Raw genomic sequence first — 19,485 nt, 5'->3', positions numbered from 1 at the left:
TGCCGGCCGCCGGCCCCGTGCAGGTTCACTGGCGAGTCATGTCGGCGCGGTCCTGTGCGGCGGCCTCCTCAACGGTGAGCGGTGCTGCGTCGTCGAGAACGTCGATGGTCACCTCCACGATCTGGCCGGTGAAGGTGAACGGCGGAGCATACGCCGGCCAGATGGGCGAGGTGCTGTCCGAGCCCACCTCGAGCCCCTCTGTGGCCGCATAGGCGATCGGGTTGGTGGCCGGGATCTCCACCGTCCCGGCGACCGCCCCGTCGAGACTGAGCGTGGCCCTCCCCGCGTGCTTGCCCGTGCGTTCGAATCGGACCTCGGCAGTGTGCTCGCCCGGCCTCAGTGGCTGTTCGCTGCTGACCGTGGAGTGTGTGCGGCCGAGAAAGTTGTTCACGTAGTGCACCGCCCCCGCGTGCAGACAGAGGGTGTAGCCGCCATCGAGGCCACCGTTCGACACCAGCACGCCCTCCGCGGGGTCCTCGGTCACGACGAAACGCGCAGTGATCGTGTGCGAGCGGTCGCGCACGTCCGGTGACGCAGGTCGTGGTAGCCGGATCCGTCCGCGATACGTGTACCTCGAACGCGGCTCGAAGACCGACGGCCGCTTGACGTCCAGGCGGGCGAGCAGCGAGTCGTCGAGCGGCAGCACCTGGTACTGGCGCGCCTCTTCCCACCACAGGGCGACCAGCCGCTCGAGGATCTCAGGGTGCTCGGCGGCCAGGTCATGGTTCTCGGCCGGGTCGGAGTCGAGGTGGTAGAGCTCCCACCGGTCGGCGTCCCAGTCGCCGTCGTGCAGTTCGTGGTCGATGTGGCCGAGCCGCTGCAGGACCGAGGAGGACCAGTGGAGAGCCACCGCCTTCCAGCCGTCCTCCCAGATCGCACGGTGGGCGAACATCTCGAAGTACTGCCGTTCCTTCCGCGTCCGCGCCTGCGGGGCATCGAAGGTGTAGCGGAAGCTGGTGCCCTCGAGTGGGCGCTGGGCGACCCCCTTGACCTGTTCGGGCCACTCGATCCCGATCACGTCCAGCAGTGTCGGGGTGATGTCGACGACGTGGTGGAACTGCGTCCGCACCGACCCCGGGTCGGCGACCTTGCCCGGCCAGGCCACGATGAGCGGGTCGAGGGTGCCGCCCTCGTGGACGAATGCCTTGTAGAAGCGGTTCGGGGTATTGCCCGCCATCGCCCATCCGGTGGCGTAGTGCGGGTGGGTCTCGGGAGAGCCCCAGGAGGCGCGGGCGTCCAGCATCGCCTCGATGCCCTCGGGGCTGCCGTTGAAGTAGCTCATCTCGGAGAGCAGCCCGTTGACTCCGCCCTCGGCGCTGGCGCCGTTGTCGCTCATCAGCATGATCAGGGTGTCGTCGCCGAGTCCTGAACCGTCGATGAAGTCGAGGAGGCGACCGACGTGCTCATCGGTGTGGGTGAGGAAACCGGCAAAGACCTCGGCTTGCCGACGGAAGAGGCGCTTCTCGTCCTCGGGCAGGTCGGTCCAGGCCGTTACCCCCGGGTTGCGGGGAGAGAGTTCAACCTCCGGCGGCATGATGCCGATGTCCTGCTGCCGGGTCAGGGTCGCCGCGCGGACAGCGTCCCAGCCGTCGTCGAAGACGCCTTCATAGGCCGCGGCGTACGCCTGGGGGACGTGGTGCGGTGAGTGCATGGCTCCGGGAGCGAAGTAGAGGAAGAAGGGCTTGTTCGGCGCGACCGCCTTGACTCCGGAGATCCACTCGACGGCACGGTCGACGAGGTCCGGGGTCAGGTGGTACCCGTCCTCGGGCCGTCCCGGTGGGTCGACCCGGTGGTTGTCCGCGGTGAGGTCGGGCTCCCACTGGGAGGTCTCGCCACTGAGGAAGCCGTAGTAGCGCTCGAAACCCTGGCCGAGCGGCCAGCGGTCATAGGGTCCCGCGGGAGTTGCCTCCTCGTCGGGGGCAAGGTGCCACTTTCCGGCCGCCATCGTGGCGTACCCGTGCTGGCGCAGCACCTCGGGCAGCATGGCGCAGTCCTGGGGGATCCGACCGTTGTATCCGGGGTAGCCGGTCGCGCGCTCCATGATCGTCGCGACCCCGACGCTGTGGTGGTTGCGCCCGGTCAGGAGCGCGGCCCGGCTGGGCGAGCACAGCGCGGTGGTGTGGAAGTTTCGGTAGCGCACGCCGCGCTCGGCGAGTCGGTCGATGTTCGGCGTACGCACGCGGCCCCCGAGGCCGCCGAAGCAACCGAGCTGGGCGAAGCCGAGGTCGTCGAACAGGATCACGACCACGTTGGGCGCTCCCGGTGGGGGAGCGGGCATCGCCGGCCAGGCAGGCGTCGATTCCGCCGCCGTGTCGGCGATACGGCCCGCGAACTCCTCGCCGGGTGCATAGGTGACCACGTCGTCCATGTGTCGGAGCGTAGGGGAGGCGGCCTCGGAGCGGGGGTGAACGTCACGGGCGGACCGCGCGTCGTCACCCCGCTCCCGGCGGGTCGTGCGGGGTCACAGCGCGTCGGAGGCGCCGGTCCACGTGTCGTCGGACGCAGGAGCGGGGACACCGCGGACGCGGGTGGCGATCAGCGGCAGCAGCAGCACGGACACCATCCCCGCCCCGACGAGTGCGGCGGCAGTGGCCTTCGTCAGCTCTCCGCTGTCCACCCCGATGGTGGTGATGACCACGACGAGGGGGAGGGCGGTCGCGGTGTAGATGCTCGCGCCGACGCGTTCCCTGCCGGAGAGGGTCCCGCGGAGCACGACGTAGGTGGGGACTCCACGGATGAGGAGGAAGCCGACGAGCGACAGCGGGATCATGACCAGCGCGAAGGGGTCGGCCAGCAGGGAGACGAGGTCGAACCGGATGCCACTGACGACGAAGAAGATCGGGACGAGGAACCCGAAGCCCACGCCCTCCAGGCGCGCGATGGTCTGCTCCTGCGCGTGCTCGTCGGCACCGGAGAGGAACAGCCGGGCCACCAGGCCCGCGATGAAGGCCCCGAGGAGGACGTCGAGGCCCAGGTGCCCCGCGATCCACGCGAGGAGGATCACGATGAGCATGGCCACACGCACACCCAGCTGGCCGCTCGTCGTCAGGGTGTGGCTGAGCAGGCGGGCCAACCGCGGGGATCGTGGTCGCGATGCCATCGTCAGCGCGATCGTGGCGACCCCGGCGAAGATCACGAGCACCAGGATGGTGTGGAGCGGGCTCTGGCCGGACAGCAGCAGCGCGATGGCGAGGATGGGGCCGAACTCGCCCACTGCGCCGGCGGCCACGATGATGCTGCCGAACCGGGTGTCCAGCTCGCCGGCATCGCGCAGGATGGGCAGGATGGTCCCGAGAGCCGTCGTGGTGAAGATCAGGCCGATCATGACGCCACTGGAGACGTCGTCCTCCGGGCGGGCCAGTGTCACCAGCGTGATGCCCGCTGCGAGTCCGATCGCCAGTGAGGCGACCCATCCGGTGCAGGCCGAGCGGAGCGGCGCCCCGGCGATGCGTGACATCTGCAGCTCGTAGCCGGCGAGGAACATCAGCACGGCCAGGCCGAGCTCCGAGAACGAGGAGACGATGACATTGTCCTCGGCGATGCCCAGCACGGCCGGCCCGATGACGATGCCCCCGAGGATCTCGAGGACGACGGTGGGCAGGGGCAGCCACCGTGCGGTCACGTCGGAGAGGATCACGGCCAACACCCCGACCGCGAGGCACAGGCCGATCGTCTGGGCCGCTTCGAGGGCGAGTTCTTCGGTGGTCACCCCGTGAGGTTAGACCCGCAGGACCAGGTGGGCCCGCTCACGGGTCCGGTCCGCACCGAAGACCTGCGCCTCCTGCTCCGCCCACATGTCCCAGTGCGCGGCGAAGACCTCGCCGTCACGCACGAGGGCGCGTTCCCGCCGCACGCGCTCGTGTCCGTCGAGCCAGACCCGCGTGCCGATGAGGGCCGCAGCGGGACCGACGGTGCTGCCACACCCTTCGACGACGAGCCGGGCCGGCGCCGGGAGCGGCAGGAGGGGGCCCGGCCGGGAGGCGAGCCAGTCCCACGTCGGGACGAGCGCGTCGCGCCCCCGGGCCACCGGGGTGAGGACATGCTCCACGAGCATCCCCGTGGACGCGGCGAGCCCCTCCCAGCCCGGATAGATCGAGTCCATCGAGACGAGAGCGGCCGGCCATGCCGCCGCCACCTCCCGGGCGAGCGAGGTCTTGCCGGATCCGCTCCGCCCGTCGATGCCGATGACGTGGACGACGCCGCACGAAGGGGGTGCGTGGGCCGCGTGCGCGAGGACCTGACGAAGGGGGGACATCGGGGCGAAGCGTAGCCCGGCGGCGACGTCTCGGTAGGCTGCAGGCGTGTCCCTTGCCGTACGTGTCATCCCCTGCCTCGACGTCGACGCCGGTCGGGTGGTCAAGGGGGTCAACTTCGGCAACCTCCGCGACGCGGGCGATCCCGTCGAGCTCGCCCGTCGCTACGGGCGCGAGGGTGCCGACGAGCTGACCTTCCTCGACGTCACCGCGAGCAGCGGCGACCGCTCGACGACCTACGACGTCGTGACCCGCACGGCCGAGGAGGTCTTCATCCCGCTGACCGTCGGCGGGGGAGTGCGCACGGTCGAGGACGTCGACCGCCTGCTGCGCTGCGGCGCGGACAAGGTCGGGGTCAACACCGCCGCGATCGCCCGACCCGAGTTCATCAGCGAGGTGGCCGACCGCTTCGGGGCGCAGGTTCTCGTGCTCTCCGCGGACGTGCGACGTCGTCGGGGCGAGGACGGGTCCCTCGTGGGTGGCTTCGAGGTGACGACCCACGGCGGGCGCCGCGGTACCGGGATCGATGCCGTGGAGTGGTGCGCCCGGGCGGCCGCGCTCGGCGCCGGAGAGATCCTGCTCAACTCGATGGATGCCGACGGGACCAAGGCGGGTTTCGACCTCGAGCTCATCGGCGTGGTGCGGCCCGAGGTGAGCATCCCGGTCATCGCGAGCGGGGGAGCCGGAAACGCAGCGCACATGGCACCAGCGGTCGAGGCGGGCGCGAGTGCCGTGCTCGCGGCGAGCATCTTCCACTTCGGTGAGATGACCATCGGCGAGGCGAAGGACGCCCTGGCAGCCGCCGGACACCCCGTACGTCGCGGCGCGGCAGGGACGGACTAGAAGCCGTAGCTCGTCGTCCGCACGGTCTCCACGGCCTCCGGCGGGCCGACGAGCTCGACCTCGGCGACCGCTTGACGGCCGAAGCCGAAGAGGATGATCTCGCCGGGGCGACCGTGGATCTGCACGACCGGGTCGTCGCCCTTGCCGACGCGCGTCCACCGCTTCGCCGTGGCGATCTCGATGGTCGCTCCCCGGGTCTTGCGGAAGAGCATCGGCCCCATCAGGGCGAGCCGGTCCCCCAGGGCAGAGACCATCTGCGGGCTGACCGAGCGACGAGGGGCACCGAGGTCCGCGCGCAGGATGTCCTCGTGGTGGACGAACATCTCCACGAGATTGACCTTCTCGTCCACCGCCGGGACCCGTGTGGGGTGCCAGCGGGGAGGGCCCTGCCGCAGGCGATCGACGAGCGCCGCGTGCCCGGTCGTCGATCGCAGGTCGGCCATGGCCTGCTCGGCGCGACCGGCCAGTCCGGGGACGAGGATCCCTGCCGCGTGGTCGGGGCGTCCCTCACGGATGATGAGGTGCGCGAGCAGGTCGCCGCTCGTCCAGTCACCACACAGCGTCGGCGCGTCGGGACCGACCTCGAGGAGGGTGTCGCACAGAGCGGCGCGTTCGACGCGGGCGTGGCGGGTCATGGGACCTCCGGTGGCGGTCGGTTGGGGCGTGGCGGGTCTGCTGTGCCTGACGTGGCAGGCTAACCCGGCCGGTCCACTGCGCGCGATGCGAAGGGGGACCGTGGCCGACTCGAGACCGACTGGGGTGCAGAATGGCGAGGGTGTCCATCCCTTCCTCCTCGCCCCTGCCCGAGCAGCTCGCGGCGCGTCTGCGCCGCGACCCGGCCGGCCTCGTCGCGGCCGTCCTCCAGCAGCACGACACCGGCGAGGTGCTCATGCTCGGCTGGATGGACGACGAGGCCCTGCACCGCACGTTGACGTCCGGGCGGGTGACCTTCTGGTCCCGCAGCCGGCAGGAGTACTGGCGCAAGGGCGATACCTCGGGGCACGTGCAGCACGTGCGCTCCGTGGCCATCGACTGCGACGGCGACGCCCTGCTCGTGCGGGTCGACCAGGTCGGCGCCGCCTGCCACACCGGCGCGCACACGTGCTTCGACTCCGGTGACCTCGGGGCCGTCGTGGGGGAGGGCGCATGACGGCCCCCCGCACGGAGGTCCCCGACCTCGCGTACGGGCGCACCTGGCCCGACGCCGATGCCTTCGGCGTGCTCGCCCGCGACCGCCGGGTCGTGCCCGTCGTCCGGCGGCTCATCGCCGACGGCGAGACCCCGGTCGGGGTCTACCGCAAGCTCGCCGGCGGCGCTCCCGGGACCTTCCTCCTCGAGTCCGCCGAGCACGGTGGTGTCTGGTCGCGCTGGTCGATCATCGGCGCCCAGAGCCGCGCCACTCTCACCGAGCGGGACGGGCAGGCGCACTGGATCGGGGAGCCACCGGTCGGGGTGCCGACGGACGGGGACCCGACCGCCGCCCTTCGCGCGACGCTCGAGGCACTGACCACCGACCCCGTCGAGGGCCTCCCGCCGCTGACCAGCGGTCTCGTCGGCGCCATCTCCTACGACGCGGTGCGCCGGTGGGAAAAGGTCCGCAACGACCTGCCCGACGTCCTCGATGTCCCCGAGATCGGGCTGGTCCTCGCCACCGATGTCGCCGTCCTCGACCACAGCGACGGCTCGCTGCTGCTCGTGGCCAGCGCGATCAACTACGACGACACGGACGAGCGCGTCGAGGAGGCCTGGCAGGATGCCGTGGCCCGGCTCGACGCGATGGAGGAGCGCCTGGCCGCCCCGGCGGAGAGCACCGTCGCGACGATCGACGCCGAGGTCGCCGCGGCCGCGCGCACCGAGGTCGAGAGCGATGTGACGGTCGAGCGCTTCGAGGAGATCGTCGAGGAGGCCAAGGAGGACATCCGCGCCGGAGAGGTCTTCCAGGTCGTCCTCTCCCAGCGCTTCTCGATCCCGTGCCCCGTCGACGGGCTCGAGGTGTACCGGGCGCTGCGCCGCTCGAATCCCAGCCCGTACATGTACTTCGTCCGCCTCCCGCACCCCGACGGGTCGACCTACGACGTCGTCGGCTCCTCCCCGGAGGCCCTGGTCAAGGTGACCGGCCGCCAGGCGATCACCCACCCGATCGCCGGCACGCGCCCCCGGGGGAAGTCCCCGGAGGACGACCTCCAGCTCGAGGAGGACCTCCTCGGTGACCCGAAGGAGCGCTCCGAGCACGTCATGCTCGTCGACCTCGGCCGCAGCGACCTCCAGCGGGTGTGCGCCGCCGGGACGGTCGAGTGCGTCGAGTTCATGAAGCTGCGGCGCTACAGCCACGTCATCCACCTCGAGTCGACCCTCGTCGGCGAGATGGCGAAGGGGGTCAGCGCCTTCGACGTGCTCGTGGCCACCTTCCCCGCCGGCACGCTCTCGGGGGCGCCCAAGCCCCGGGCCCTCCAGCTCATCGAGAACTACGAACGCAGCCGTCGCGGGGTCTACGGCGGGGTCGTCGGGTACCTCGACTTCCACGGCGACATGGACATGGCGATCGCCATCCGCACCGCGCTCGTCAAGGACGGGGTCGCCCACGTCCAGGCCGGAGCCGGGATCGTCGCCGACTCCGTCCCGGCACTCGAGCAGGAGGAGACGGTGCACAAGGCCGGATCCGCGCTCGCAGCCGTCGCCTCGGCGCGCGCGCTGCGGGCCGCGGGGGGCGTGGGCGGATGAGTCTCCTGACGCGCAAGCCCGTCGTCGTGCTCCTGGCCGTGGCGGCCGGCATCGTCCTGCTGGCCTCCGGGCGAGCCGACTGGGTCACCGGGACCGTCGACGGGGTGGCCGGACCCGTTCGGGCGGCCGCCGTGGGCACCGAGGCCGCCCCGGGTCTGGCCGGCCTGGCCCTCGTGGCCATCGCGGCTGCCATCGCCTCCACCACGTCCGGGAGGATCGCGCGGTGGATCTGCATCATCGCCCTCGTCGCCGTCAGCGGCGGGGTGATCGCTCTCTCGCTGCGCGCGGTGCTCGACGCGCCCGCGGTGCTCGGCGCGGTCTCGGCGACCCAGTCGGGCGCCACCGGAGAGCTCGAGGCGAGCGCGTCGGCGACGACCTGGCCGTGGATCGCGGTCGTCGGTGCGCTGCTCCTGCTCGTGGCGGCCGGGGGTGCCGCCGTCGGGAGCCGGACCTGGGGTGCGTTGGGTGGCAAGTACGAGCGCCCCACGGGCGAGACCGGCGCGCAGGTCGGCGGTTCCCGGGGGGAGCGCGTGGACTCGGACTGGGATCGGGTCACCCGCGGGGACGACCCGAGCGTCGACTAGCCTGTCGGACATGCCCAGCGTCCTCGACCAGATCATCGACGGTGTCCGGGAGGACCTCGCCGGACGCGAGTCCCGGACCCCCCTCGAGCAGCTCCAGCGCCAGTGCGAGGGCATGCCCGCACCCCGCGACGCGGAGGCCCTCCTGCGCCGGCCGGGCCTGTCGGTCATCGCCGAGGTCAAGCGGTCGAGCCCGAGCAAGGGCGCCCTCTCCGAGATCCCCGACCCGGCCGCCCTCGCGCGTGCCTACGAGGACGGTGGGGCCGCGATCATCTCGGTGCTCACCGAGGGGCGTCGGTTCAACGGGAGCCTCACCGACCTGGCGACGGTCCGCGAGGCCGTCGACGTCGCGGTCCTGCGCAAGGACTTCATCGTCACCGAGTACCAGGTGTGGGAGGCCCGTGCCCACGGCGCCGACGTCATCCTGCTCATCGTCGCTGCGCTGACGAACGAGCAGATCGCCACGCTCATGGCCCTCGCGGGTTCCCTCGGGTTGACCTGCCTCGTCGAGGTCCACGACGAGGCGGAGGCCACCCGCGCCGTCGACCTCGGGGCGAGCGTCATCGGCGTCAACAACCGCAACCTCAAGACCCTCGAGGTCAACACCGACACCTTCGCGCGCCTGGCCCCGCTCATCCCGGAGACCTGCGTGCGGGTCTCCGAGTCGGGCGTCCGGGGTCCCGAGGAGGCGCACCTCTTCGCCCGCGCCGGAGCCGACGCGATCCTCGTCGGCGAGGCCCTGGTCGTCGGCGGGGACCCCGCCGAGGGCGTTCGAGCAATGATCACGGCAGGAGCACTCTCATGAGCGAGCAGGAGACCCCCGGGCGTTTCGGCGCCTTCGGTGGCCGATACGTCCCCGAGGCCCTGATCCCGGCCCTCGAGGAGCTCGACGAGGCCCGTCGCAAGGCCGCCGTCGACCCCGAGTTCACGGAGGCGCTGGCGAAGCTCCACCGCACCTACACCGGTCGGCCGAGCATCATCACCGAGGTGCCGCGTTTCGCCGAGCACGCCGGCGGTGCCCGGGTCATCCTCAAGCGCGAGGACCTCAACCACACCGGCAGCCACAAGATCAACAACGTGCTCGCCCAGGCCCTGCTCACCACGCGCATGGGCAAGCGTCGCGTCATCGCCGAGACCGGGGCCGGTCAGCACGGGGTCGCCACCGCGACGGCGGCTGCCCTCATGGGGTTGGACTGCACGATCTACATGGGCAGCGTCGACATCGAGCGCCAGGCGCTCAACGTCGCCCGGATGCGCATGCTCGGCGCCACGGTCGTCCCCGTCGAGCACGGGAATGCCACGCTCAAGGACGCGATCAACGAGGCGATGCGCGACTGGGTGACCAATGTCGAGCACACGCACTACGTCCTGGGCACCGTCACCGGCCCGCACCCCTTCCCCGAGATGGTCCGCGACTTCCACAAGATCATCGGTGAGGAGGCCCGCGAGCAGGTCCTCGAGACCGCGGGTCGCCTGCCGGACGTCGTCATCGCCTGCGTCGGTGGTGGGTCCAATGCGATGGGCATCTTCCACCGCTTCGTCCAGGACGAGGGGGTGCGACTCATCGGCGTCGAGGCCGGCGGTGAGGGGATCGAGTCCGGTCGGCACGCCGCGCGCTTCGCCACCGCCGAGCCCGGGGTCCTCCACGGGGCGATGAGCTACCTCATGCAGGACGAGCAGGGCCAGACGCTCGAGACCCACTCGGTCTCCGCCGGTCTGGACTACCCGAGCGTCGGACCGGAGCACTCCTACCTGCGCGACACCGGTCGGGCGGAGTACCGCTACGCCACGGACGAGCAGGTGATGCACGCCTTCGAGCTGCTCTGCCGCACCGAGGGCATCATCCCCGCGCTCGAGTCCGCCCACGCCTTGGCGGCCACCCTCGACGTGGGCCGTGAGCTGGGCCCCGACGCGCTGCTCCTGGTGAACCTCTCCGGGCGCGGGGACAAGGACATGCACACGGCGGCCGAGTGGTTCGGTCTCGTGGACGGCGGCGAAGGGGGCCAGGCGTGAGCGCCACCTCCCCGCTGGACGAGGTCTTCGCCCGCTGCCGGGCCGAGGGCCGCGCCGCCCTCATCGGGTACCTGCCCGTGGGGTACCCGAGCGTCGAGGGCTCCCTCGACGCCGTGCGCACCCTGGCCGAGGCCGGCGCCGACATCGTCGAGGTCGGCATGCCCTACAGCGACCCCGTCATGGACGGACCCGTGATCCAGCGTGCCGCGACCGAGGCCCTGTCGAAGGGGGTCCACGTCGACGACGTCTTCCGGGCCACCGCAGCGGTCCGGGACGCCGGCGCGGTGCCGGTGGTCATGTCCTACTGGAACCTCGTCCTGCGTCGGGGGGTCGACCGCTACGCCGCGGACCTCGCCGCCTCCGGAGGAGCCGGGATGATCACTCCCGACCTCGTCCCCGAGGAGGCGGGGGAGTGGCGCGAGGCCAGCGAGAAGCACGGCCTCGACCGCATCTTCCTCGTCGCCCCGAGCTCGACCGCCGAGCGCATCTCGGTCGTCACCGGTGCGAGCAGCGGCTTCGTCTACACGGCCTCCACGATGGGGGTGACCGGCACCCGCGGGAGCGTCGGCACGGGAGCCTCCGAGCTCGTCACCCGGGTGCGTGCGGCCACGGACCTGCCGCTCTGTGTCGGGCTGGGCGTGAGCAACCGGGCCCAGGCCGCCGAGGTCGCCTCCTTCGCCGACGGCGTCATCGTCGGCTCCGCCCTCGTGGCCACGCTGCTCGATCGAGGACCCGAGGAGGGTCTGGCCGCGCTGGGGGCGCTCACCGAGCAGCTCGCGGAAGGCGTGCGGGGTCGGGCATGACCCGCCGGCGCGGGTTCGATCTCGTCGGGCTGCTCGCCCGCCTCGCCCTGGGCATCACCCTGCTCGTCGCGGGTGGGCTCAAGCTCGGGAACCCGCGCGGCTCGGCCCGGGCCGTGCAGGGCTACGAGGTGCTGCCCTTCGAGGTGGCCGCCTACGTGGGCTACGCCCTGCCGTGGGTCGAGGTGATCATCGGCGTCCTGCTCGTCCTCGGACTCTTCACCCGCGTCAACGCGCTGCTCGGGACGCTGCTCATGGTGGCCTTCGTCATCGGCATCGGGCAGGCGTGGGCCCGCGGGCTGACCATCGACTGCGGTTGCTTCGGCGGAGGTGGCGAGGTGGCCGCCAACCAGACGAAGTACGGCCGTGAGATCGCCCGGGACCTCCTCTTCGCCGTGTGCGGGGCCTGGCTCGTGGTCCGGCCGCGCACGACCTACAGTCTCGACCGAGCTCTCTTCGGAGACGACAAGGAGCACATGTGAGCACGCAGGACCGCAAGGCCAAGGCACGGGCCGCCGCACCCAAGGCGGGGGCGGGCGCCAATGCCATCGTCATCGGCGGGATCGTCATGGTCCTGGCCATCGTCATCGTCGTCGCCGCCGTGAGCATCAACGCGGTGCGGACCAGCGGTGGCGCCAGCGAGCTCCCGCAGGGCGTGGAGCAGGGCGAGCCGATCGAGCCGTACGCCGACGCGAAGCCGGCCAAGGACGCCCCGGTCGTCGACGTCTACGAGGACTTCCGCTGCCCTGCGTGCAAGCAGTTCGAGGCGTCCTCCGGTCAGACGATCACCGAGCTCGCCGAGGACGGCACGATCCGGCTGCGCGTGCACCTCATGACGCTCATCGACAACAACACCGGGGGTGAGTCGTCCGCGGTGGCTGGGTCGAGCGCGATCTGTGCCGCGGACCAGGGCAAGTGGACCGAGTTCCACGAGGCCCTGTTCGCACTCCAGCCCCCGACGGAGACGGCGGACGGGTTCCCCGAGAGCGCGTACCCCCAGGCGGCGGAGGCCGCCGGTCTGAGCGGTGACGCCCTCGACGAGTGGCAGCAGTGCACCGACGACACCACCTACGTCGACTACGTCCAGGGGGTCGACGACGCGTCCGTGAAGGCCGGGATCAAGGGCACCCCGACGGTCAAGGTCGAGGGCACGACGCTCGACCTGGGAGCAGCCACCGGCACGAAGCTCGAGAAGGTCCTCACCAGCGGTGAGGTGCCGAAGGACATGGTGATGCAGCAGTGATCCTGCCGGGGGCGCTCCCGTCGCCCACGACGGCGGTCATCGAGATCGGTCCGCTGACCATCCACGCCTATGCCCTGTGCATCCTCGCCGGGATCGGCACGGCCATCTGGATCACCGATCGGCGCCTGCGTGACCGCGGGGGAGAGGCCGGTGCAGCCCTCGACGTGGCCATGTGGGCGGTGCCCTTCGGCATCGTCGGCGGCCGGCTGTATCACGTGATCACCACGCCCCAGCCCTACTTCGGTGAGGGCGGCCATCCCGTCGATGCGCTGAAGATCTGGGAGGGCGGCCTCGGGATCTGGGGCGCCGTCGCCCTCGGTGCGCTCGGTGCCTGGCTGGGGCTGCGCTCGACCGGCATCCGTTTCCTCGACTTCGCCGATGCCGCCGCGCCGGGGGTCCTCGTGGCCCAGGCGATCGGCCGGTGGGGGAACTGGTTCAACAACGAGATCTTCGGTGAGAGGACCGATCTGCCGTGGGGGCTGCAGATCCACCGCTGGGACACCGCGGCGGGCCGGGCGGTCCTCGACGCCGGGGGCGAGCCGATCGTCATGGGGACCTTCCACCCGACCTTCCTCTACGAGTCGCTCTTCCTCCTCGTCCTGGCGATCGTCATCCTCGTCATCGACCGGCGGGCCCGGCTCGCCCCGGGCCAGGTGCTCGGGCTGTACGTCGCCGGGTACCCCCTCGGCCGGATCGTCATCGAGACGATGCGCACGGATGCGGCGAACGAGATCCTCGGCCTGCGGGTCAACATCTGGACGAGCATCCTCGTCTTCGTCCTGGGTGTGGTCATCTACACCGTCTGCGGACGCCGGGCGACGACGTCCGACGACCGTGGCATCTCATCGAGTGAGACAACCGCTCTCACCAGATAAGACAGAGCGCTGTTACACTTCGGCGCAACCGTGGCCATCGTTGTCTGCGGGTCCCCCAGATGAGCACCCCGTCGCCTCGCCCCGCGAGCGCCGGGTGCCTTCCCGACTCCACGCACCCGAGGACGGTGACCGACGTGACCGACGTGTCCTTCTCCCCCTACGAGCGTTGGTCTGCCCTGCCCCCCGACGCCGGCCTCTACCGTCGCGACGCCGAGAAGGACGCCTGCGGCGTCGCGATGGTCGCCACGATGCGCGGCCACGCCGGGCACGACATCATCGAGCAGGCGCTGCTCGCCCTGACCAACCTCGAGCACCGCGGCGCCACCGGCGCCGACCCGCTCGTCGGGGACGGTGCGGGGATCCTCTGCCAGATCCCGGACCGCTTCTTCCGTGAGGTCGTCGACGCCACGCTGCCGGAGGCCGGCCACTACGCGGCCGGCACGGCGTACCTGCCGACCGGTGCAGCCGAGCGGGAGTCCATGGTCGGGCGCATCGAGCAGATCGTGGCCGAGGAGGGCCTGCAGGTCCTCGGCTGGCGTCGGGTCCCGGTCGAGCGGGACGTCGTCGGCCAGATGGCCCGCGACTGCATGCCCGAGTTCCACCAGCTCTTCGTCGCCGCTCCCGGCGGTGAGGTCTCGGGGATGACCCTCGAGCGACTGGCCTTCGTCGCGCGCAAGCGCGCCGAGCGGGAGACCGGCGTCTACTTCGCCTCGCTGTCCGCCCGCACCATCTCCTACAAGGGCATGCTCACGACGGCACAGCTGGAGCCGTTCTACCCCGACCTGTCCGACGAGCGCTTCGAGAGCGAGCTCGGCCTCGTCCACTCCCGGTTCTCGACGAACACCTTCCCCAGCTGGCCGCTGAGCCACCCCTTCCGGTTCATCGCCCACAACGGCGAGATCAACACCGTCAAGGGAAATCGCAACTGGATGCGTGCCCGCGAGTCCCTGCTCTCCAGCGACATCATCCCCGGTGACCTCCAGCGCATCCTGCCGGTGTGCACCCCCGAGGCCTCGGACTCGGCCTCCTTCGACGAGGTGCTCGAGCTGCTCCACCTCGGCGGCCGCTCACTCCCGCACGCGGTGCTGATGATGATCCCCGAGGCGTGGGAGAACCACGCGACGATGGACCCCGCGCTCAAGGACTTCTACGAGTTCCACTCGATGTTCATGGAGCCCTGGGACGGGCCGGCCTGCGTCACCTTCACCGACGGTCGCCTCGCGGGTGCGGTGCTCGACCGCAACGGCCTGCGCCCCGGCCGCTACTGGGTCACCGACGAGGGCCTCGTGGTCCTCGCCTCCGAGTCGGGGGTCCTCGACCTCGACCCCGCGCACGTGGTCCAGAAGGGGCGTCTGCAGCCCGGTCGCATGTTCCTCGTCGACACGGCCGAGGGGCGGATCGTCGAGGACGAGGAGATCAAGGGGCAGCTCGCTGCGGAGCACTCCTACGGGGAGTGGCTGGACGAGGGCCGGATCATGCTCGGTGACCTGCCGCCGCGTGAGCACATCATGCACACGCCGGCGTCCGTCGCCCGTCGTCAGCAGACCTTCGGGTACACGCAGGAGGAGCTGAAGATCCTCCTGACCCCGATGGCCACGAAGGCCATGGAGGCACTGGGCTCGATGGGGACCGACACCCCGGTCGCGGTCCTGTCGGAGAAGCCGCGGCTGATCTTCGACTACTTCACCCAGATGTTCGCGCAGGTGACCAATCCTCCGCTGGACTCCATCCGTGAGGAGCTCGTGACGGCCCTCGGGACCGCGATCGGCCCTGAGGGCAATGTCCTCTCGGCCGACCCCGAGCACGCCCGCCAGGTCATCCTCCCCTTCCCCGTCATCGACAACGACGAGCTGGCGAAGATCGTCCACATCGATGCCGACCGGGAACGCCCCGACAAGGCCACGCACGTGGTCCGCGGACTCTACGACGTCACCGGGGGAGAGGCGGCGCTGCGCGCACGCCTGACGACGATCTGCACGGAGGTCTCCGAGGCGGTCGCCCAGGGCGCCCGCTTCATCGTGCTGTCGGACCGCGACTCCGGCCGCGACCTCGCGCCGATCCCGTCACTGCTGCTCACCTCCGCGGTGCACCACCACCTCATCCGGGAGCGCACCCGCACCCAGTGCGGGCTGATCGTCGAGGCCGGGGACGTGCGCGAGGTGCACCACGTCGCGCTGCTCATCGGGTACGGCGCGGCCGCGGTCAACCCCTACCTCGCCATGGAGTCGGTCGAGGACATGGTCCGGCGCGAGGTGATCACCGAGGTCGACGAGGAGACCGCGGTCACCAACCTCATCAAGGCCCTCGGGAAGGGCGTGCTGAAGGTGATGTCGAAGATGGGCATCTCCACGGTCGCCTCCTACCGCGGTGCGCAGGTCTTCGAGGCGCTCGGCCTCGGCCAGCAGCTCGTCGACGAGTACTTCACCGGCACGGTCAGCCAGCTCGGCGGCGTCGGGCTGGAGGTCATCGCGGCGGAGGCCGCGGCCCGGCACGCCAGCGCCTACCCGCCCGAGGGCACGCGCCTGCCGCACCGCAAGCTCGAGGTCGGTGGCGAGTACCAGTGGCGGCGCGAGGGCGAGCCGCACCTCTTCGACCCCGAGACGGTCTTCCGTCTGCAGCACTCCACGCGCGCCCGCCGCTACGACATCTTCAAGCAGTACACCGCGCGGGTGAACGAGCAGGCCGAGCGGCTGATGACGCTGCGCGGGCTCTTCGCCCTCGCCGGGGGCGAGGAGCGACCCTCGATCAGCATCGACGAGGTCGAGCCGGTCAGCGAGATCGTCCGACGCTTCTCGACCGGTGCGATGAGCTACGGGTCGATCAGCCAGGAGGCGCACGAGACCCTGGCCGTCGCGATGAACCGGCTCGGTGCCCGGTCCAACACGGGGGAGGGCGGTGAGGACCTCGACCGGCTCATGGACCCCGAGCGACGCAGCTCGATCAAGCAGGTGGCCTCGGGGCGCTTCGGCGTCACCTCGACCTACCTCACGCACAGCGACGACATCCAGATCAAGATGGCGCAGGGAGCCAAGCCGGGCGAAGGGGGGCAGCTCCCCGGGCCGAAGGTGTACCCGTGGGTGGCGCGCACCCGGCACTCCACCCCGGGTGTCGGCCTGATCAGCCCGCCTCCGCACCACGACATCTACTCGATCGAGGACCTGGCCCAGCTGATCCACGACCTGAAGAACGCGAACCCGCAGGCGCGGGTGCACGTGAAGCTCGTGAGCGAGGTCGGTGTCGGCACCGTGGCCGCGGGCGTGAGCAAGGCCCACGCGGACGTCGTGCTCATCTCCGGGCACGACGGCGGCACCGGCGCCTCGCCGCTGACCTCGCTCAAGCACGCCGGCGGTCCGTGGGAGCTCGGCCTCGCCTCGACCCAGCAGACGCTCGTGCTCAACGGCCTGCGCGACCGGATCGTCGTCCAGGTGGACGGGCAGATCAAGACCGGGCGTGACGTGATCATCGGGGCCCTGCTCGGCGCCGAGGAGTTCGGCTTCGCGACCGCTCCGCTCGTCGTCAGCGGGTGCGTCCTGATGCGCGTGTGCCACCTCGACACCTGCCCGGTCGGCATCGCGACCCAGAACCCGGAGCTGCGCGAGCGCTACTCCGGCCAGCCGGAGTTCGTCGAGACCTTCTTCGAGTACATCGCGGAGGAGGTGCGCGAGCTGCTCGCCGAGCTCGGTTTCCGTACCCTCGAAGAGGCCGTCGGGCGCGTGGACCTGCTCGACACCCGCACGGCCGTCGACCACTGGAAGGCCTCCGGTCTCGACCTGGGTCCGATCTTCGCCCAGGTCAGCTCCTTCGACGGATCCGGTGTCCGGCACACCAAGGCCCAGGAGCACGGGCTCGAGGACGCCCTCGACCACCGGCTCATCGACCTCGCCGGGCCGGCGCTCGAGGACGGCACCGCGGTCACCGGTGAGGTCACGGTCCGCAACGTCAACCGCACCCTGGGCACCATGCTCGGTCACGAGGTGACCAAGCGGCACCCGGAGGGCCTGCCCGACGGGACGATCGAGCTGACGCTCACCGGCTCCGCCGGTCAGAGCCTGGGTGCCTTCCTCCCCAGGGGCATCACCCTGCGGTTGGTCGGCGACGCCAACGACTACGTGGGCAAGGGCCTGTCCGGGGGCCGCATCATCGTCCGTCCGCCGGAGGATGCCCGTTACGTCGCCGAGGACAACGTCATCGCCGGCAATGTCATCGGCTACGGGGCGACCTCCGGTCAGCTCTTCCTGCGCGGTGTCGTCGGTGAGCGCTTCTGCGTGCGCAACTCCGGCGCATCGGCGGTCGTCGAGGGTGTCGGTGACCACGGGTGCGAGTACATGACCGGTGGCACCGTCCTCGTCCTCGGGCCGACCGGTCGCAACTTCGCGGCCGGGATGTCCGGAGGCACGGCCGTCGTCCTCGACCTCGACGCGTCGCTCGTCAACCGCGAGCTCGTCGACGTCACCCCCCTTCGCGACGGTGACCGGCAGGCCGTCCTCGAGCTGCTCGGGCAGCACCTCGAGGAGACCGGGTCTGCCGTCGCCCAGCGACTCCTGGCGGACCCGGAGACGGCCCTGAGCCGCTGCTCCCTCGTCCTGCCCCGCGACTACCAGCGCGTCCTCGACGTGCGGGCCGATGCCGAGGCCGAGGGCCTCGACGTCAACGGGCCGCTCGTCTGGGACCGGATCATGGAGGTACCCCGTGGCTGACCCGCACGGCTTTCTCACCACCCGCGAGCGCGAGCTCCCGCAGCGTCGTCCCGTCGACGTCCGGATCAAGGACTGGAAGGAGGTGTACGAGGAGCAGCAGTCCGGCGAGCTCGAACGCCAGGCCGGTCGGTGCATGGACTGCGGCATCCCCTTCTGCCACTCCGGCTGTCCGCTGGGCAACCTCATCCCCGAGTGGAACGACCTCGCCTGGCGCGGTCACTGGCACGAGGCGATCGAGCGGCTGCACGCGACGAACAACTTCCCCGAGTTCACCGGCCGCCTCTGCCCGGCCCCCTGCGAGACCGCCTGCGTGCTCGGCATCAACCAGCCGGCAGTGACGATCAAGCAGATCGAGGTGACGACGATCGAGGAGGCCTTCGGCCGGGGCGACGTCCCGCCCCAGATCCCCGACCGGCTCACCGGCAAGACCGTCGCCGTCGTCGGCTCCGGCCCGGCCGGACTGGCCGCTGCCCAGCAGCTGACCCGGGCCGGGCACACCGTCGCCGTCTACGAGCGCGATGACAAGCCCGGTGGGCTGCTGCGCTACGGCATCCCCGAGTTCAAGATGGAAAAGCGCATCGTCGACCGCCGCATCCAGCAGATGAAGGCCGAGGGCACGCGCTTCCGCTCCGGCGTCGACATCGGCACCGAGATCACCGGACAGCAGCTGCGGGACCGCTACGACGCCGTCGTCATGGCCATCGGCGCGACCGTCCCCCGCGACCTGCCGGTCCCCGGCCGCGAGCTCGGCGGCATCCACCAGGCGATGGACTTCCTGCCGCCGGCCAACCGGGTCGCGCTCGGCGAGGAGGTCGAGGGACAGGTCACCGCGCAGGGCAAGGACGTCATCATCATCGGTGGCGGTGACACCGGCGCCGACTGCCTCGGCACCTCGACCCGTCAGGGCGCGAGGTCCGTGACGAGCCTCGAGATCATGCCGCAGCCCGGTGAGGACCGTCCGGACAACCAGCCGTGGCCGACCTACCCGATGCTCTTCCGTGTCGCCTCCGCGCACGAGGAGGGTGGCGAGCGGGTCTACTCGGTCTCCACGACCGAGATCCTCGGTGACGAGGAGGGCATGGTCAGCGGACTGCGCCTGACCGAGGTCACCCGCGGTGACAGCGGCTTCGAGCCGGTCGAGGGGAGTGATCGGGTCATCCCCGCACAGCTCGTGCTGCTCGCCATGGGCTTCCTCGGCCCGGAGCCGGAGGGCGTCGTCGCACAGCTCGGCCTGGAGACCGACGACCGTTCGGCGATCGTGCGCGATCGCACCTACGCCACGAGCGTGCCGGGGGTCTTCGTCGCCGGCGACGCCGGACGCGGGCAGTCACTCATCGTGTGGGCCATCGCGGAGGGGCGGGCCGCCGCGCACGGCGTCGACACCTTCCTCATGGGTCGCTCCCAGCTTCCGCGTCCGATCAACCCGACGGACCGGCCACTCATGGCGTGAGGTCCGTCC

At 71.1% G+C, this 19,485-nt stretch carries 16 protein-coding genes; 12 read left to right on the top strand and 4 right to left on the bottom strand.

The genetic code is table 11. The features are described from left to right. Positions 1-25: 25 nt before the first annotated feature. From ACR9E9_RS11880 to ACR9E9_RS11870, 3 genes are all read right to left on the bottom strand, one after another. Positions 26-2,368 (bottom strand): arylsulfatase, encoded by a 2,343-nt coding sequence (locus ACR9E9_RS11880; protein ID WP_435198694.1) that lies wholly within the window; start codon positions 2,366-2,368, stop codon positions 26-28. Positions 2,369-2,461: 93 nt separating this feature from the next. After that, a complete protein-coding gene (locus ACR9E9_RS11875; protein WP_435198693.1) occupies positions 2,462-3,709 on the bottom strand; it encodes a cation:proton antiporter in 1,248 nt (415 codons plus the stop codon). A gap of 9 nt (positions 3,710-3,718) precedes the next feature. Then, complete coding sequence (locus ACR9E9_RS11870) at positions 3,719-4,255, bottom strand: hypothetical protein (protein ID WP_435198692.1); 537 nt, start codon at positions 4,253-4,255, stop codon at positions 3,719-3,721. Between the two features lie 46 nt (positions 4,256-4,301). Here ACR9E9_RS11870 and hisF point away from each other — a divergent pair, with 46 nt between their 5' ends. Next, on the top strand, positions 4,302-5,096 hold the full coding sequence (gene hisF, locus ACR9E9_RS11865) for an imidazole glycerol phosphate synthase subunit HisF (RefSeq protein ID WP_435198691.1): 795 nt from the start codon (positions 4,302-4,304) through the stop codon (positions 5,094-5,096). Here the strand turns inward: hisF and ACR9E9_RS11860 are convergent. Continuing rightward, the gene (locus ACR9E9_RS11860) at positions 5,093-5,731 is read right to left on the bottom strand and encodes a TIGR03085 family metal-binding protein (RefSeq protein ID WP_435198690.1); all 639 of its coding nucleotides are present in this window, start codon (positions 5,729-5,731) and stop codon (positions 5,093-5,095) included. The two genes, hisF and ACR9E9_RS11860, sit on opposite strands and share 4 nt — an antisense overlap. 131 nt (positions 5,732-5,862) lie before the next feature. Between ACR9E9_RS11860 and hisI the strand changes: the two genes are divergently transcribed. The 11 genes from hisI to ACR9E9_RS11805 all read left to right on the top strand — a co-directional run bounded on the left by hisI (position 5,863) and on the right by ACR9E9_RS11805 (position 19,476). Beyond that, positions 5,863-6,246 carry a phosphoribosyl-AMP cyclohydrolase gene (hisI, locus tag ACR9E9_RS11855; RefSeq protein WP_435198689.1) on the top strand — a complete coding sequence of 128 codons (384 nt, stop codon included), beginning with the start codon at positions 5,863-5,865 and terminating at the stop codon, positions 6,244-6,246. Then, entirely contained in the window at positions 6,243-7,817 is a 1,575-nt protein-coding gene (locus tag ACR9E9_RS11850) for an anthranilate synthase component I (RefSeq protein WP_435198688.1), read from the top strand. The genes hisI and ACR9E9_RS11850 overlap by 4 nt, the downstream gene beginning before the upstream one ends. Beyond that, entirely contained in the window at positions 7,814-8,401 is a 588-nt protein-coding gene (locus ACR9E9_RS11845; RefSeq protein WP_435198687.1) for a Trp biosynthesis-associated membrane protein, read from the top strand. Before ACR9E9_RS11850 ends, ACR9E9_RS11845 begins: the two co-directional genes overlap by 4 nt. Before the next feature lie 10 nt (positions 8,402-8,411). Then, a complete protein-coding gene (gene trpC / locus ACR9E9_RS11840) occupies positions 8,412-9,203 on the top strand; it encodes an indole-3-glycerol phosphate synthase TrpC (protein ID WP_435198686.1) in 792 nt (263 codons plus the stop codon). After that, positions 9,200-10,411, top strand: coding sequence for a tryptophan synthase subunit beta (gene trpB / locus ACR9E9_RS11835; RefSeq protein WP_435198685.1), 1,212 nt, complete (start codon positions 9,200-9,202; stop codon positions 10,409-10,411). The genes trpC and trpB overlap by 4 nt, the downstream gene beginning before the upstream one ends. Continuing rightward, positions 10,408-11,214 (top strand): tryptophan synthase subunit alpha, encoded by an 807-nt coding sequence (gene trpA, locus ACR9E9_RS11830; protein WP_435198684.1) that lies wholly within the window; start codon positions 10,408-10,410, stop codon positions 11,212-11,214. Before trpB ends, trpA begins: the two co-directional genes overlap by 4 nt. After that, a complete protein-coding gene (locus ACR9E9_RS11825) occupies positions 11,211-11,693 on the top strand; it encodes a DoxX family protein (protein WP_435198683.1) in 483 nt (160 codons plus the stop codon). Before trpA ends, ACR9E9_RS11825 begins: the two co-directional genes overlap by 4 nt. After that, a complete protein-coding gene (locus tag ACR9E9_RS11820; protein ID WP_435198682.1) occupies positions 11,690-12,454 on the top strand; it encodes a DsbA family protein in 765 nt (254 codons plus the stop codon). The genes ACR9E9_RS11825 and ACR9E9_RS11820 overlap by 4 nt, the downstream gene beginning before the upstream one ends. Next, on the top strand, positions 12,454-13,329 hold the full coding sequence (lgt, locus tag ACR9E9_RS11815) for a prolipoprotein diacylglyceryl transferase (protein ID WP_435203643.1): 876 nt from the start codon (positions 12,454-12,456) through the stop codon (positions 13,327-13,329). The genes ACR9E9_RS11820 and lgt overlap by 1 nt, the downstream gene beginning before the upstream one ends. 125 nt (positions 13,330-13,454) lie before the next feature. Continuing rightward, positions 13,455-18,026 carry a glutamate synthase large subunit gene (gene gltB, locus ACR9E9_RS11810; RefSeq protein WP_435203641.1) on the top strand — a complete coding sequence of 1,524 codons (4,572 nt, stop codon included), beginning with the start codon at positions 13,455-13,457 and terminating at the stop codon, positions 18,024-18,026. Beyond that, positions 18,019-19,476 carry a glutamate synthase subunit beta gene (locus ACR9E9_RS11805; protein ID WP_435198681.1) on the top strand — a complete coding sequence of 486 codons (1,458 nt, stop codon included), beginning with the start codon at positions 18,019-18,021 and terminating at the stop codon, positions 19,474-19,476. Before gltB ends, ACR9E9_RS11805 begins: the two co-directional genes overlap by 8 nt. The last annotated feature ends 9 nt before the right edge of the window (positions 19,477-19,485 follow it).

Source organism: Janibacter sp. GS2, from assembly GCF_051200835.1.
Taxonomy (GTDB): domain Bacteria; phylum Actinomycetota; class Actinomycetes; order Actinomycetales; family Dermatophilaceae; genus Janibacter.
This window is presented reverse-complemented; position numbering and strand designations above follow the sequence as displayed.